Genomic DNA, 12,807 nt, shown 5'->3' with positions numbered 1-12,807 from the left:
GCAGGGAGGGGCGTCGGCGCCAGACGGCCTGCTGGGCCCGCCACGCGAGGCGGGCCGCCCGCCCGGCGAGCCTCACCCGATGGTCCACGTGTCCTTGCCGCGCAGCAGGGCGTCGAGGTCGGCGTCGCCCGCGGGGCCCCCGGCGGAGGTAACCGCACCGGCGATCTGGCCGCGCACGAGGTCGTCGTAGGTCGGTCGGGAGACGGACCGGAAGATGCCCATGGGCACGTGCAGGTGATCGCCGGAGTCGAGCCGCGACAGCGCGAAGGCCTGGGCGGGGTCGTCGGCGCCGGCGTCGTGGACGACGATCCGGCTCTCGTCCGTCACCGAGCCCTCGTGGACGACGTCGAGCGAGCCGGAGTCGGACCGCACGACGACGTGGTCGGCACCCGCGCGGACCGGCTGTCCGTCCTCGAGGTGCACGAGCCGGGCCGCCGCCTCGCCGCGGTCCTTGAGCAGCTGGAACGCGCCGTCGTTGAAGATCGGGCAGTTCTGGTAGATCTCGACGAAGGCCGTGCCGCGGTGCTCCGCCGCCGCGCGCAGCACCTCGAGCAGGTGCTTGCGGTTGGAGTCCATGGTGCGGGCGACGAAGGTCGCCTCCGCGCCGAGCGCCAGCGAGAGCGGGTTGAACGGGTGGTCCACCGAGCCGGCCGGGGTCGACTTGGTGACCTTGCCGACCTCGGACGTGGGGGAGTACTGCCCCTTGGTCAGGCCGTAGATCTGGTTGTTGAACAGCAGGATCGTCATGTTGACGTTGCGCCGCATCGCGTGGATGAGGTGGTTGCCGCCGATCGACAGGCCGTCGCCGTCACCGGTGACGACCCAGACCGACAGGTCGGGACGCGCCGTCACCAGACCGGTCGCGATGGCCGGGGCACGGCCGTGGATCGAGTGCATGCCGTAGGTGTCGAGGTAGTACGGGAACCGGCTCGAGCAGCCGATGCCCGAGACGAAGGCGATGTTCTCCCGCTTGAGGCCCAGGTCGGGCAGGAAGGACTGCACGGCGGCCAGCACGGCGTAGTCGCCGCAGCCGGGGCACCAGCGCACCTCCTGGTCGGAGGTGAAGTCCTTCTTGTTCTGAGGGGCGTCGCTCTCTGCGAGGCGCGGCACGCCGCTGAGCCCGTGGGTGGGGATGCCGAGGTCGATGGTGGTCATGCGCGCTCCTCCTTGGGGGTCGCGGGAGCGGGGGTATGACGGGGGTCCAGCTCGTGCAGCGCCTCGTGGATGGCGTCGGACAGCGTGCTCGCCGTGAACGGCAGGCCCCGCACCTGGGTGAGCGCCCGCACGTCCACCAGGTATTCCGCGCGCAGCATCGTGGTGAGCTGGCCCATGTTCATCTCCGGGACGATCACGCGGTCGTAGGCGCGCAGGACCTCGCCGAGGTTGGCGGGGAAGGGGTTGAGGTGCCGGATGTGGGCCTGCGCGACCTCGGCGCCGGTGGAGCGGGCGTAGCGCACGCCTGCGCTGATCGGGCCGTAGGTCGAGCCCCACCCGAGCATGAGCACCTTGGCCTCGCCGGTCGGGTCGTCGACCTCGACGTCGGGTATGCCGGCCACGCCCGCGACCTTGGCTGCCCGCAGCCGGGTCATCCGGTCGTGGTTGTCGGGGTCGTAGGAGATCTCGCCGGTGACGTCCTTCTTCTCGATCCCGCCGACGCGGTGCTCGAGGCCGGGCGTCCCGGGGATCGCCCACGGGCGGGCCAGGGTGTCGGGGTCCCGCAGGTAGGGGTGGAAGACGGGGGTGCCGTCGGCGGCGGTGGCGTTGGGCTCGGTCGCGATGTCCGGGTCGATCGGGGCGAGCTCGGAGACGGACGGGACCTGCCACGGCTCGGACCCGTTGGCGAGGTAGCCGTCCGAGAGCAGGAACACCGGCGTGCGATAGGTCACCGCGATGCGCACGGCCTCCAGCGCTGCGTCGAAGCAGTCGCTGGGGGACTGCGCGGCGACGATCGGGACCGGTGCCTCGCCGTTGCGGCCGTACATCGCCTGCAGCAGGTCAGCCTGCTCGGTCTTGGTGGGCAGGCCGGTGGAGGGGCCGCCGCGCTGGACGTCGACGATCACGAGGGGAAGCTCGAGCGAGACGGCGAGGCCGATGGTCTCGGTCTTGAGGGCGATCCCGGGGCCCGAGGTGGTCGTGACGCCGAGGGCGCCGCCGAAGGCTGCGCCGAGCGCCGCGCCGATGCCCGCGATCTCGTCCTCCGCCTGGATCGTGGTGACGCCGTACCTCTTGAAGCCGGACAGGGCGTGCAGGATGTCGCTGGCCGGGGTGATCGGGTAGGCGCCGAGCACGAGCGGCAGGCCGGCCTTGTGCGCGGCGGTCGCGAGGCCGTAGGCGAGGGCGGTGTTGCCGGTGATGTTGCGGTAGAGCCCGGGCCGCATCGGCGCGGGGCCGATCTCGTAGGCCACCGCGAAGTCCTCGGTGGTCTCGCCGTAGGCGTGGCCGGCGTGCAGCGCGGCGACGTTGGCGGCGAGGATGTCGGGCTTGCTGCCGAACTTGGCGGACAGGAAGCTCTCGGTCGAGTCCAGCGGCCGGGTGTAGAGCCAGGACAGCAGCCCGAGGGCGAACATGTTCTTGGCCCGCTCCTTGTCCTTGCGGGACAGCGGGAAGTCGGCCAGGGCCTCGACGGTGATCGAGGTCAGCGGCAGGGCGTGCAGGTGATAGCTGTCCAGCGAGCCGTCCTCGAGCGGGTTGCTGTCGTAGCCGACCTTGCCGAGGTTGCGCTTGGTGAACTCGTCCTGGTCGGCGATGACGGTGGCGCCGCGGGGCACGTCCGGCAGGTTGGCCTTGAGCGCCGCCGGGTTCATCGCCACGAGGACGTCGGGGTTGTCGCCCGGCGTGAGCACGTCGTGGTCGGCGAAGTGCAGCTGGAAGCTCGAGACGCCGGGGAGGGTGCCCTGCGGTGCCCGGATCTCGGCCGGGAAGTTCGGCAGGGTCGACAGGTCGTTGCCGAGGACGGCGGTCTGCGAGGTGAACCGGTCGCCGGTCAGCTGCATGCCGTCACCGGAGTCTCCTGCGAACCGGATGACGACACGCTCGAGCCGGTGGACTGCCTTGGTGGCCATAAGGGCGAACTCACTTCGCTTTCATCGACACGACATCTTTGGATCAACCAAACGCCATGTTATGCATGGCGGGCGCCGTCGGGCACCTTCGTCCATGGTAGGGCTCACATGCTGGGCGCCGACGTGCTGCGACGGCAGGGGCTGGCGCCGGAGCAGGCCGTGGGGGCGTCACCTCGATTTCATCTCTCGGCCCAAGCCGTGTATTTTGGTCGACGCACTCCCAACGAGTGCACTTCCGAGCGCCTAGGCACTCGGGCCCCCTTAGCTCAGTCGGCAGAGCGTTTCCATGGTAAGGAAAAGGTCGTCGGTTCGATTCCGACAGGGGGCTCTCGCAAGCTCCGTCCACCGCGGTGGGGCTTGTCCCAAGGCGGGGTAGCTCAGCTGGTTAGAGCGCACGACTCATAATCGTGAGGTCGCGGGATCGAGCCCCGCTCCCGCTACCAAGTTCATCGTTTCGCAAGGCCGGATCCTCCGGCACCCACTCCGAGAGCAGGTTGCCCCGTGGCTAGCAAGTCCGCAGACGTTCGCCCCAAGATCACCATGGCGTGCACTGACTGCAAGGAGCGCAACTACATCACCAAGAAGAACCGTCGGAACCACCCCGACCGGCTCGAGCTGGCGAAGTACTGCCCTCGCTGCAAGAAGCACACCGCGCACCGCGAGACCCGCTGAGCGCGTCCTCCGCATCCCGAGCGCCGTCCCTCCACCCGGAGGGGCGGCGCTCGTGCGTCATACCGGCTCGTATGCCGCACCGCACCCCTCGTCGACTGGTCAGTTCTCGACGGGCCGTCTTCGTCGACCGGTCAGTTCTCGACGGGCCGCCCACGACCGGCGGGTAACCGCGCGACGCCGTTAGGGTGACGCCCATGCCAGTCAACGAGCAGTTCGCCGGGCGGACCTACCCGCCGACGGCGCCCTACCAGGTGGGCCGGGCCAAGATCGCGGAGTTCGCCGGGGCCGTCGGAGCCGTCGACGAGGTCCACACCGACGTCGAGGTCGCCCGCGCCCGCGGCTACGCCGACGTCATCGCCCCGCCGACCTTCGCCGTGCTGATCGCCCAGCAGGCCGACCGACAGCTGATGGAGGACCCGGAGGCGGGCGTCGACTTCAGCCGCGTCGTCCACGGCGAGCAGAAGTTCGTGCACCACCACCCCCTGACCGCCGGGGACGAGGTCGTGGCGACGATGACCGTCGACACCGTCCGCCTCGTCGGCGGCCACGCGATGGTGACCACCCGCAGCGAGCTCGCGACCGTCGGCGGCGAGGCCCGCTGCACGGCGACGAGCACCCTCGTCATCCGGGGAGAGGACTGACATGACCACCAGCAGCACCAGCAGCACCGGCAGCGCCAGCAGCACCGATCTCGGTGCGGTCGAGGTGGGCCAGACCCTGCCCGAGCGGACCCTGCCCATCACCCGCGCGATGCTGGTGGCCTATGCCGGCGCGAGCCTGGACCGCAACCCGATCCACTGGGACGAGCGCTTCGCCACGGGCGTGGGCCTGCCCGACGTCATCGCCCACGGGATGCTCACGATGGGCTCGGCCGTCCAGGTCGTCGTCGACTGGTGCGGTGACGCGGGCCGCGTCGTGGAGTACTCCACCAAGTTCGTGGCCCCCGTCGTCGTCCCTCACGACACCGGAGCTGAGGTCGTCCTCGGTGGTGTCGTCAAGAAGGTCGAGGACGGACGGGCTACGGTCGAGATCAGCGCCACGTGCGAGGGCAAGAAGGTCCTCGGGCGCGCGCTCGCGGTCGTCCGCCTCTGACGGCGCCGCGCCACCTGGCCTCAGCGTCACTGGGCCTCAGCGTTACCAGGCCTCAGGGTCACCAGGCCTCAGCGCCGGTGGACCCGTCATACCTCCGATCCCCCGAAGGACATCCATGCAGGTCGAGCACGACGCGCCCCTCGCACCGCTCACCACGATGCGCGTCGGCGGCCCCGCCGCCCGGCTGGTGACCGTGGAGACGACCGACGAGCTCGTCGAGGCGGTGCGCGAGGTCGACGACGCCGACGAGCCGCTGCTGCTCGTGTCGGGCGGGTCAAACCTCGTGATCAGCGACGAGGGCTTCGAGGGCACGGTCGTCCGGGTCGCCACGCAGGGCGTCGACGTGCAGTCGCAGGACTACTGCGGCGGCGCGTTCGTCCGGGTGGCGGCGGGGGAGTCCTGGGACGGCCTGGTCGAGCGGGCCGTGACCGAGGGCTGGGCGGGCATCGAGGCCATGTCCGGGATCCCGGGCCTCACCGGCGCCACCCCGGTGCAGAACGTCGGCGCCTACGGCCAGGAGGTCGCCCAGACCATCGCGCAGGTCCGCGTCTACGACCGGCGTGAGCAGCGCGTCCGCACGTTCTTCCCCGACGACTGCGCCTTCACCTACCGCCACAGCGTGTTCAAGGGCGCCGACCGCTATGTCGTCCTCGACGTCGCCTTCCAGCTCGAGGTCGCCGACCTCTCCCGCCCGGTGGCGTATGCCGCCCTCGCGGCCGGTCTGGACGTGCCGCTGGGCACGCGCGTGCCGCTGCAGGACGCCCGCGAGGCCGTGCTGGTGCAGCGGCGCCGGCGGGGGATGGTGCTCGACGCGGACGACCACGACACGTGGTCCTGCGGCTCCTTCTTCACCAACCCGATCCTGCTCGCGCGCGAGTTCGCGGACCTGCAGGAGCGGGCTCGCGCCCACCTCGGGGCGGACGGCCCGGAGCCGCCGCGCTTCGACGCGGGGGAGGGCATGGTCAAGACCAGCGCCGCCTGGCTCATCGACAAGGCGGGCTTCACCAAGGGCTTCGGGCTGCCGGGCGAGGCCTCGCTGTCCACCAAGCACACCCTCGCCGTCACCAACCGGGGCGGGGCCACGGCCGAGGACGTCCTGGCCCTGGCCGGCACGGTCCGCGACGGCGTCCACGAGGCATTCGGCGTGACGCTGGTCAACGAGCCGGTCCTCGTCAACCTCTCCCTCCCGACCTACCTCAGGTAGTCACATCGGCCCGCCTTCGCACGCCAGGCGGATGTGACTACCTCAGGTAGATCCGCGCGCGAGGCCCCGTCCAGACGCAGCGCCGCACCGACCAGCACCGACCAGCACCGACCAGCACCGAGTCAGCCGTCGGGCTGGGCCAGCCACACGTCGATGTCCTCCTCGGCCCGCGCCACGACGTCGCGCGGTGCTGTCGACGCCCGCAGCGACATGCGCGCCAGCCCCGCCAGCGCCTCGTCGTCGAGCCCGTGCACCTCTCTCGCCGCGCGATACTGGTCCACCAGCCGCGTCCCGAACAGCAGCGGGTCGTCCGCGCCCAGCGCCACCTGGATCCCCGCGCCCAGCAGGGTCCGCAGCGGCACGGCGGGCGGGGCGTCATACACCCCGAGGGCGACGTTGCTCCCGGGGCACACCTCCAGCGCGACCCCCTCGCGGGCCAGCCGCTCCAACACCCGGGGGTCCTCGGCGGCGCGCACCCCGTGGCCGATCCGGTCGGGCAGGAGCGCGTCGAGGGTCCGTATGACGGCCTCCGGCCCCACCAGCTCGCCGCCGTGGGGCACGAGGGCCAGACCCGCACCGCGGGCGATCCCGAACGCCGGCGCGAAGTCCTCGACCGCGCCTCGGTGCTCGTCGTTCGACAGCCCGAAGCCCACCACCGCACCCGTGCCCTCGCCGGCGTACCGCGCCGCCAGGCGGGCCAGCGTCCGGGCATCCATGGGGTGGCGGATCCGGCTGGCGGCCACCACCACGCCCACCCCGATGCCGGACTCCGCCGCCGCGGCGGTCGCCGACTCCAGGACCAGCTCGAGCGCTGGTGTCAGCCCCCCGCAGAAGGGCGCGTAGGACGTCGGGTCCACCTGGATCTCGAGCCACCGCGACCCCTCGCTGGCGTCGTCGAGCGCCGCCTCCCGCACGATCCGGCGCATGGCCTCCAGCGACCGGACGCAGGCCCGGGCGGCGTCGTACAACCGCTGGAACCGGAACCACCCGCGCGACTCGACCGAGGTGAGCCGCGGCGGCCACTCGTCGACGAGGGCGTGGGGGAGCCGCAGGCCCTCGGTGGCCGCGAGCTCGGCGAGCGTGGACAGCCGCATCGACCCGGTGAAGTGCAGGTGCAGGTGCGCCTTGGGGAGCTGGTCGAGGGGGCGGGGCATGTCGTCATCCTCACAGACGGTGGCGAACGCTCGGCCACGGTGGCCGCCCGCGCGCCGCGGCCGCCGACGCAGGGGGCTGTGCCTACGGTGGGGTCGCTCCACCCGGAGCGTCCGCCACACCCAGCCGCGCAGCACGCCCTGTCGCCGCCCGTCGTCGAGCTCACCGAGGTCACCGATGCCCAGCCCAGACCCCTTGCTCAGCCGTGCCCGCCGCAGCACCAAGGTCGGGCTGCTGGCCGTGGTCGCGACCGCCGTCACCGCCGGGGGCCTCTCGGTCGTGGACGCCTTCGGCCCTCCCGACCCCACGCCGGCCACGCTCGCACACGAGGCAGCCTCCCCGGCGGCCCGGTCGTCCGCCATCCCCACCTCGGCCGCGGGCGGAGCCGGCTCGACCGTCGCGCCGCCCCGCACTGCCTCGCCGACGACCGGTTCCAGGCGCCAGGGCGTGCCGGGGGCCCAGCCCATCACCCTCGCGTTCGGGGGCGACACCCAGGCCCACGGATCCGCCGGCCGCATCGTCGACGAGGGCCTCGGCGCCACCGGGAAGCTGCTCGCCCGCGCGGACCTCGCGATGGTCAACCTCGAGACGGTCGTGGCGGCCGACCGCACGGGGCTGCGACCTCAGCCCAAGCCGTTCACCTTCGTCACCGGCCCCTCGATCCTGGGCGCGCTGCGCAAGGAGGGCGTCGACGTGGTCACGGCGGCCAACAACCACACGATGGACTTCGGCGACCGCGGCATGACGCAGATGCTCGCCGCCAAGGCATCCTCGCCGCTGCCGATGGTGGGGCTGGGCAAGGACGACACCGAGGCCTGGGCGCCCTGGTCGACGGACGTCAAGGGTCGCAGGGTGGTGGTGTTCGGGGCGACGGACGTCCTCGACTCGCACCTGGACTGGAAGGCCGGGCCCGGCAAGCCCGGTCTGGCCAAGGTCAAGGACAAGGAGGGCTTCGACAAGCTGCTGGACGGCGTCCGTCGGGCCCGTGCCGCCGGTCCGACCGACGTCATCGTCGTCTACCTGCACTCCGGGATCGAGAAGCAGCGCTGCCCGACGCCTCGTCAGGTCCTCACGGACTCCGCGCTCGCCGAGGCGGGCACGACCGTCGTGGTAGGGGCGCACGCGCACGTGCTGCAGACGACGACGACCGTCGGGGACACGGCGGTGGCCTACGGCATCGGCAACTTCGTCTTCGGCAGCGGCAGCAGCGCCGAGACCCGCGCGTCCGGCGTCCTGACGGTGACCGTCCCGGGCGACGCCGGCGCTCCGACCATGGCCTTCGACCCCGCCCGGGTGACCCAGGGCCTGCCCGTCCTGCTCGAGGGGGCCGAGCGCGAGCGGGCGCTCCAGACCTGGCGGGCGCGCGGCGAGGGCTGCTCCTGACCGTATGCCGTCCGCCCGGCGTCACAGCCGGTCGCCGGCTCACGCGTCGGTTCGCCTCGGGCCGTCCCTCTGACGTATGCTCGTCTCTTGGATGGATCCCGCGTCGATCGTCGCTGTGCTGCGCCGGCCGGCTCGAACCGTCCTGAAGGGTAGTAGCTCAATTGGTAGAGCACCGGTCTCCAAAACCGGCGGTTGGGGGTTCGAGTCCCTCCTGCCCTGCGGATCACGTGATTGTCTGACGAAACGAGGGGCCGTGAGCGAGGTCAACACCCGTGGTGGTGCTGGGCACGACACCGCGTCCCGTCGTGGCTTCTTCGGGCGCATCGCGTTGTTCGTCGCCCAGGTGCTGGACGAGCTCCGCAAGGTCGTCCGTCCCACCCGCGAGGAGCTGATCACCTACACCACGGTCGTCATGGTCTTCGTGATCGCGGTCATGCTGTTCGTCGCGGCCCTCGACTACGGGATCGGCAAGCTCGTCTTCTGGGCGTTCGCCGGCAGCTGACGGCCCGACCGGCCCTCCGGTCAGCATCGCCCCGTGGCGGCACCCGCCCGATCACCAGCAAGGAAGTAGGCCCGCACCGTGTCCGACCAGCCCTCGAACGACCCGTTCGCCACCCGCGACGAGGCCGACGTCGACGCTCCCGTCGAGACGACCGAGGTCCTGACGGACGAGGCCGACGTCAACGCACCCACCGAGACCGAGGCCCTCGACGTCGAGGCCGCCGACGTGGACGCGCCCCCCGTGGACGCCGGCGCCGAGGCCGACGACGCCGAGCCTGTCGAGCCGATCGACACGGAGGAGCAGCCCTCCGTACCGGACGCCCCCGCGGTCAACCCCCTCGAGGAGTTCAAGCGCGACCTGCGCATGCTCGAGGGCGACTGGTACGTCGTGCACTCCTACGCGGGCTACGAGAACCGCGTCAAGACCAACCTCGAGACCCGCGTGACCAGCCTCAACATGGAGCCTTACATCTTCCGGGTGGAGGTCCCTATGGAGGAGGTCACCGAGATCAAGAACGGCCAGCGCAAGGTCGTCCGCCGCGTGCGGATGCCCGGGTACGTCCTGGTGCGCATGGACCTCACCGACGAGAGCTGGGGAGCCGTGCGGCACACCCCCGGCGTGACGGGCTTCGTGGGTCACACCCACCAGCCGGTGCCGCTGAGCCTCGACGAGGTCGTCACCATGCTGGCCCCCAAGTTCGAGGAGCCCGCGGCCCCGGCCGCGTCCGGCACCGCCGGTCAGACCGGCTCCGGCCAGGCGGCCTCCCCGCGCCCCACGGTGGACGTGGAGTTCGAGGTCGGCGAGTCGGTCACGGTCATGGAGGGCCCCTTCGAGACCCTCGACGCCACGGTCTCCGAGATCAACGTCGAGACCCAGAAGCTCAAGGTTCTGGTGTCGATCTTCGGCCGGGAGACCCCGGTCGAGCTGGGCTTCAACCAGGTCGCCAAGATCTGATCGCAGCCCTCCGGCCCCGCGGCACCCCGCGGCGGTCCTGCAACCGGGTCATCGCCCACGGCGTCGGCCCATCACACAGCAAGGAAGTTCTACATGCCTCCCAAGAAGAAGGTCTCCGGCTTCATCAAGCTGCAGATCCAGGCCGGTGCCGCGACGCCGGCCCCGCCCGTCGGTCCCGCCCTGGGTCAGCACGGTGTCAACATCATGGAGTTCGTCAAGGCCTACAACGCCGCGACGGAGGCCCAGCGTGGCAACGTCATCCCGGTCGAGATCACGGTCTACGAGGACCGCTCGTTCACCTTCATCACCAAGACCCCGCCGGCCGCCGAGCTGATCAAGAAGGCCGCGGGCGTCCCCAAGGGCTCCGGCGTCCCCAACAAGACCAAGGTCGCGACGCTGTCCGCCGACCAGGTCCGCGAGATCGCCCAGCAGAAGATGGACGACCTCAACGCCAACGACATCGAGATGGCCGCCCGCATCATCGCCGGCACCGCCCGCTCGATGGGCATCAACACCCCCGGCTACGAGTCCTGAGCTCGTGACCTGCGGGCCCACCGGGTCCGCTGTGGCAGGACCAGCGCTGGTCCGATCGACCACGACTCCCGCAGGGTGAGCCTCCGGGCCACCCGACATCCCCGAAGGAGAAGCACATGAAGCGCAGCAAGGCCTACCGCGCCGCCGCCGACAGGATCGACGACGCCAAGCTCTACGCCCCGCTGGAGGCCGTCCGTCTCGCCAAGGAGACGGCGTCCAACAAGTACGACGCGACCGTCGAGGTGGCCTTCCGCCTCGGCGTCGACCCGCGCAAGGCGGACCAGATGGTGCGCGGCACCGTCAACCTGCCGCACGGCACGGGCAAGACCGCTCGCGTCCTGGTCTTCGCCAACGGCGACAAGGCCGAGGCCGCCCGCGCCGCCGGCGCCGACTTCGTCGGTTCCGACGACCTGCTCGAGAAGGTCCAGGGCGGCTGGCTCGACTTCGACGCCGTCGTCGCGACCCCGGACCTCATGGGCAAGGTCGGTCGTCTGGGCAAGGTGCTGGGCCCCCGTGGCCTCATGCCCAACCCCAAGACCGGCACCGTGACGATGGACGTGACCAAGGCCGTCAACGACATCAAGGGCGGCAAGATCGAGTTCCGCGTCGACAAGCACGCCAACCTCCACTTCATCATCGGCAAGGTCTCCTTCGACGAGAAGAACCTGGTGGAGAACTACGCGGCGGCGCTCGAGGAGATCCTGCGCCTCAAGCCGTCCGCCTCCAAGGGTCGCTACATCACCAAGGCGACCATGGCGACGACGACGGGCCCCGGCATCCCCCTGGACGCCAACCGCACCCGCAACCTCACCTCCGAGGAGGAGGTCCAGGCCTGAGCCTGACCTCCAGCCCGCGATGCCCGGACCGACCTCGTCGGCCCGGGCTTCGCGCTTCCCGGGTGAGCCTTCCGGTATGCCGTCCGCCCGGCCTCTAGGATCGGTGATCATGCGCGCTGCCCGTCCCGACCTCCGGCCGACGCCTCCTGCGGGCCCCGTCCGGGTCTCGCGGGGCGCCGGTGGCGGTGTCCTTGCTCTCGGCACGGCGCTGCTGCTGTCGGGGTGCGTCGCGGGCTCCCACACGACGACCTCCACGCTGGGGGCGGCGACCTCGGCGCCGACGACGACCGCCACGGCCACCCTCCCCAGCGACGGCGCGTCCCTCGCAGGCACGACACCGGATCCCAACGCCCAGCCGGTGCCGTCCGGCGAGGGGGTGCCCGGTGACCAGTTCGCGCAGACGATGAAGGACCTGATCGCAGGCAAGGGTTCGGTCCGCATGGCGATGACCACCCCGGCGGGCGCCGCCAAGGCCCAGGTCGACACCCGGACCAAGGCCATGCGGGTCGAGGTCGACGCGTCCGGACGCGTCGTCACCCTGGTCCACCTCGGCGACCGCACCTGGGTCAAGGGGGCGGGCACCGTCCAGGTCCCCGTGCCCGCGGCGACGCCCGGCGCCAGGCCCAAGCAGGACGTCCGTCGGTGGCTGCTCCTCGACCCGAGCGGCACCGACGCCATCAGCCAGAAGCTCGGCACTCAGGCGCGGGTGGCCGAGACCCTCGACCCCGCTCGCTTCACCGCCATGCTGGGCGGCCTGCTGGGGGACCGGACCCCGCGCGGGGACGGGGCGCAGGTGGCGTTCACGGTGCCCGCCACCCAGTACCTCGACGCCGTGTCGGCGCCCGCAGCCCTGCGCGGTGCCGTCACCAAGCCGGTCAAGCTCGTGGTGGTGCTCGACGCGTCCGGTGCGCCCACGTCGGTGACGGCGACCATCCCCACCAAGAAGTCCGACCTCGTGGACCGCACGGAGTACTCCCGCTGGGGCGCGCCGGTGTCGATCGAGGCGCCGGCTGCCGACGACGTGGCTCCGGCGCCGGGTTCCCAGCGCACGGCGGCGACATCCTCGCCCAGCGCCAGCGCCAGCGCCAGCGCCAGCGCCAGCGGCAGCGCCAGCGCCAGCGCCAGCGCCAGCGCCAGCGCCAGCGCCAGCGCAGCGCGCTGACCAGCCGATTTGGTGGTGGGCCGGGCGCCCCGTACGCTTGGCGAGACCAATGACCGCCGGTCTGCCGTGATCACCCCGAGTCCTGCTCGGGTCCGATAGCGGCACGAAGGTCCCGTGACGGGGCGTCCAGCGCAGGCTACGACGATCGTGCTCGCCCCTGGCGAGACCTCGAGCTCCGTGCGCCTGCGCCGGGGCTCTTTTTCATGTGGCCACCGGCTTCACGCTACGGAAGGAGGCCACATGGCAACCGCTGA

Annotated in this window: 13 protein-coding genes and 3 tRNA genes; 13 read left to right on the top strand and 3 right to left on the bottom strand. The window is 71.6% G+C overall.

Annotation, left to right across the window (positions count from 1 at the left end):
* Nucleotides 1-72: 72 nt before the first annotated feature.
* Nucleotides 73-1,155, bottom strand: a complete 1,083-nt coding sequence (locus K313_RS0108485; RefSeq protein ID WP_029211262.1) for a 2-oxoacid:ferredoxin oxidoreductase subunit beta — start codon at nt 1,153-1,155, stop codon at nt 73-75.
* A complete protein-coding gene (locus K313_RS0108480; RefSeq protein ID WP_029211261.1) occupies nt 1,152-3,062 on the bottom strand; it encodes a 2-oxoacid:acceptor oxidoreductase subunit alpha in 1,911 nt (636 codons plus the stop codon). The genes K313_RS0108485 and K313_RS0108480 overlap by 4 nt, the downstream gene beginning before the upstream one ends.
* A 255-nt stretch (nt 3,063-3,317) precedes the next feature.
* On the opposite strand from K313_RS0108480, the gene K313_RS0108475 reads away from it, so the two are divergent.
* The 6 genes from K313_RS0108475 to K313_RS0108450 all read left to right on the top strand — a co-directional run bounded on the left by K313_RS0108475 (nt 3,318) and on the right by K313_RS0108450 (nt 6,030).
* A tRNA-Thr gene (locus tag K313_RS0108475) sits at nt 3,318-3,390 on the top strand.
* Between the two features lie 38 nt (nt 3,391-3,428).
* Nucleotides 3,429-3,505, top strand: a tRNA-Met gene (locus tag K313_RS0108470).
* A 58-nt stretch (nt 3,506-3,563) separates the two neighbouring features.
* Nucleotides 3,564-3,734 (top strand): 50S ribosomal protein L33, encoded by a 171-nt coding sequence (gene rpmG, locus K313_RS0108465; RefSeq protein WP_029211260.1) that lies wholly within the window; start codon nt 3,564-3,566, stop codon nt 3,732-3,734.
* A 194-nt stretch (nt 3,735-3,928) separates the two neighbouring features.
* Entirely contained in the window at nt 3,929-4,375 is a 447-nt protein-coding gene (locus tag K313_RS0108460; RefSeq protein WP_029211259.1) for an FAS1-like dehydratase domain-containing protein, read from the top strand.
* Nucleotide 4,376: 1 nt separating this feature from the next.
* Nucleotides 4,377-4,826: a MaoC family dehydratase gene (locus K313_RS23455; protein WP_029211258.1), complete on the top strand. Its 450-nt coding sequence runs from the start codon at nt 4,377-4,379 to the stop codon at nt 4,824-4,826.
* Between the two features lie 115 nt (nt 4,827-4,941).
* Nucleotides 4,942-6,030 carry a UDP-N-acetylmuramate dehydrogenase gene (locus tag K313_RS0108450; RefSeq protein WP_029211257.1) on the top strand — a complete coding sequence of 363 codons (1,089 nt, stop codon included), beginning with the start codon at nt 4,942-4,944 and terminating at the stop codon, nt 6,028-6,030.
* Between the two features lie 122 nt (nt 6,031-6,152).
* On the opposite strand, the gene K313_RS0108445 is transcribed toward K313_RS0108450, so the two are convergent.
* Complete coding sequence (locus tag K313_RS0108445) at nt 6,153-7,184, bottom strand: adenosine deaminase (protein WP_029211256.1); 1,032 nt, start codon at nt 7,182-7,184, stop codon at nt 6,153-6,155.
* A gap of 175 nt (nt 7,185-7,359) precedes the next feature.
* Here K313_RS0108445 and K313_RS20530 point away from each other — a divergent pair, with 175 nt between their 5' ends.
* The 7 genes from K313_RS20530 to K313_RS0108410 all read left to right on the top strand — a co-directional run bounded on the left by K313_RS20530 (nt 7,360) and on the right by K313_RS0108410 (nt 12,553).
* Nucleotides 7,360-8,565, top strand: a complete 1,206-nt coding sequence (locus K313_RS20530) for a CapA family protein (protein WP_029211255.1) — start codon at nt 7,360-7,362, stop codon at nt 8,563-8,565.
* A gap of 146 nt (nt 8,566-8,711) precedes the next feature.
* Nucleotides 8,712-8,784 (top strand) — tRNA-Trp (locus K313_RS0108435).
* A 34-nt stretch (nt 8,785-8,818) separates the two neighbouring features.
* The gene (gene secE / locus K313_RS0108430) at nt 8,819-9,067 is read left to right on the top strand and encodes a preprotein translocase subunit SecE (RefSeq protein ID WP_029211254.1); all 249 of its coding nucleotides are present in this window, start codon (nt 8,819-8,821) and stop codon (nt 9,065-9,067) included.
* Between the two features lie 78 nt (nt 9,068-9,145).
* Nucleotides 9,146-10,021 (top strand): transcription termination/antitermination protein NusG, encoded by an 876-nt coding sequence (gene nusG, locus K313_RS0108425; protein ID WP_029211253.1) that lies wholly within the window; start codon nt 9,146-9,148, stop codon nt 10,019-10,021.
* A 93-nt stretch (nt 10,022-10,114) separates the two neighbouring features.
* A complete protein-coding gene (rplK, locus tag K313_RS0108420) occupies nt 10,115-10,555 on the top strand; it encodes a 50S ribosomal protein L11 (protein WP_029211252.1) in 441 nt (146 codons plus the stop codon).
* Between the two features lie 116 nt (nt 10,556-10,671).
* The gene (rplA, locus tag K313_RS0108415) at nt 10,672-11,391 is read left to right on the top strand and encodes a 50S ribosomal protein L1 (RefSeq protein WP_029211251.1); all 720 of its coding nucleotides are present in this window, start codon (nt 10,672-10,674) and stop codon (nt 11,389-11,391) included.
* Nucleotides 11,392-11,500: 109 nt separating this feature from the next.
* Entirely contained in the window at nt 11,501-12,553 is a 1,053-nt protein-coding gene (locus K313_RS0108410) for a hypothetical protein (protein WP_156911252.1), read from the top strand.
* Nucleotides 12,554-12,807: the final 254 nt, after the last annotated feature.

The organism is Arsenicicoccus bolidensis DSM 15745 (assembly GCF_000426385.1).
GTDB classification, from domain to species: domain Bacteria; phylum Actinomycetota; class Actinomycetes; order Actinomycetales; family Dermatophilaceae; genus Arsenicicoccus; species Arsenicicoccus bolidensis.
Note: the sequence above shows the minus strand (reverse complement) of the source record. Positions and strands in the feature narration are given on the sequence as shown.

Coding starts and splice junctions, on each gene's coding strand:
- K313_RS0108485 (WP_029211262.1), bottom strand. CDS start 1,155: ATGACCACCATCGACCTCGGCATCCCCACCCACGGGCTCAGCGGCGTG.
- K313_RS0108480 (WP_029211261.1), bottom strand. CDS start 3,062: ATGGCCACCAAGGCAGTCCACCGGCTCGAGCGTGTCGTCATCCGGTTC.
- K313_RS0108410 (WP_156911252.1), top strand. CDS start 11,501: ATGCGCGCTGCCCGTCCCGACCTCCGGCCGACGCCTCCTGCGGGCCCC.
- rplA (WP_029211251.1), top strand. CDS start 10,672: ATGAAGCGCAGCAAGGCCTACCGCGCCGCCGCCGACAGGATCGACGAC.
- K313_RS23455 (WP_029211258.1), top strand. CDS start 4,377: ATGACCACCAGCAGCACCAGCAGCACCGGCAGCGCCAGCAGCACCGAT.
- K313_RS20530 (WP_029211255.1), top strand. CDS start 7,360: ATGCCCAGCCCAGACCCCTTGCTCAGCCGTGCCCGCCGCAGCACCAAG.
- K313_RS0108445 (WP_029211256.1), bottom strand. CDS start 7,184: ATGCCCCGCCCCCTCGACCAGCTCCCCAAGGCGCACCTGCACCTGCAC.
- K313_RS0108460 (WP_029211259.1), top strand. CDS start 3,929: ATGCCAGTCAACGAGCAGTTCGCCGGGCGGACCTACCCGCCGACGGCG.
- K313_RS0108450 (WP_029211257.1), top strand. CDS start 4,942: ATGCAGGTCGAGCACGACGCGCCCCTCGCACCGCTCACCACGATGCGC.
- rplK (WP_029211252.1), top strand. CDS start 10,115: ATGCCTCCCAAGAAGAAGGTCTCCGGCTTCATCAAGCTGCAGATCCAG.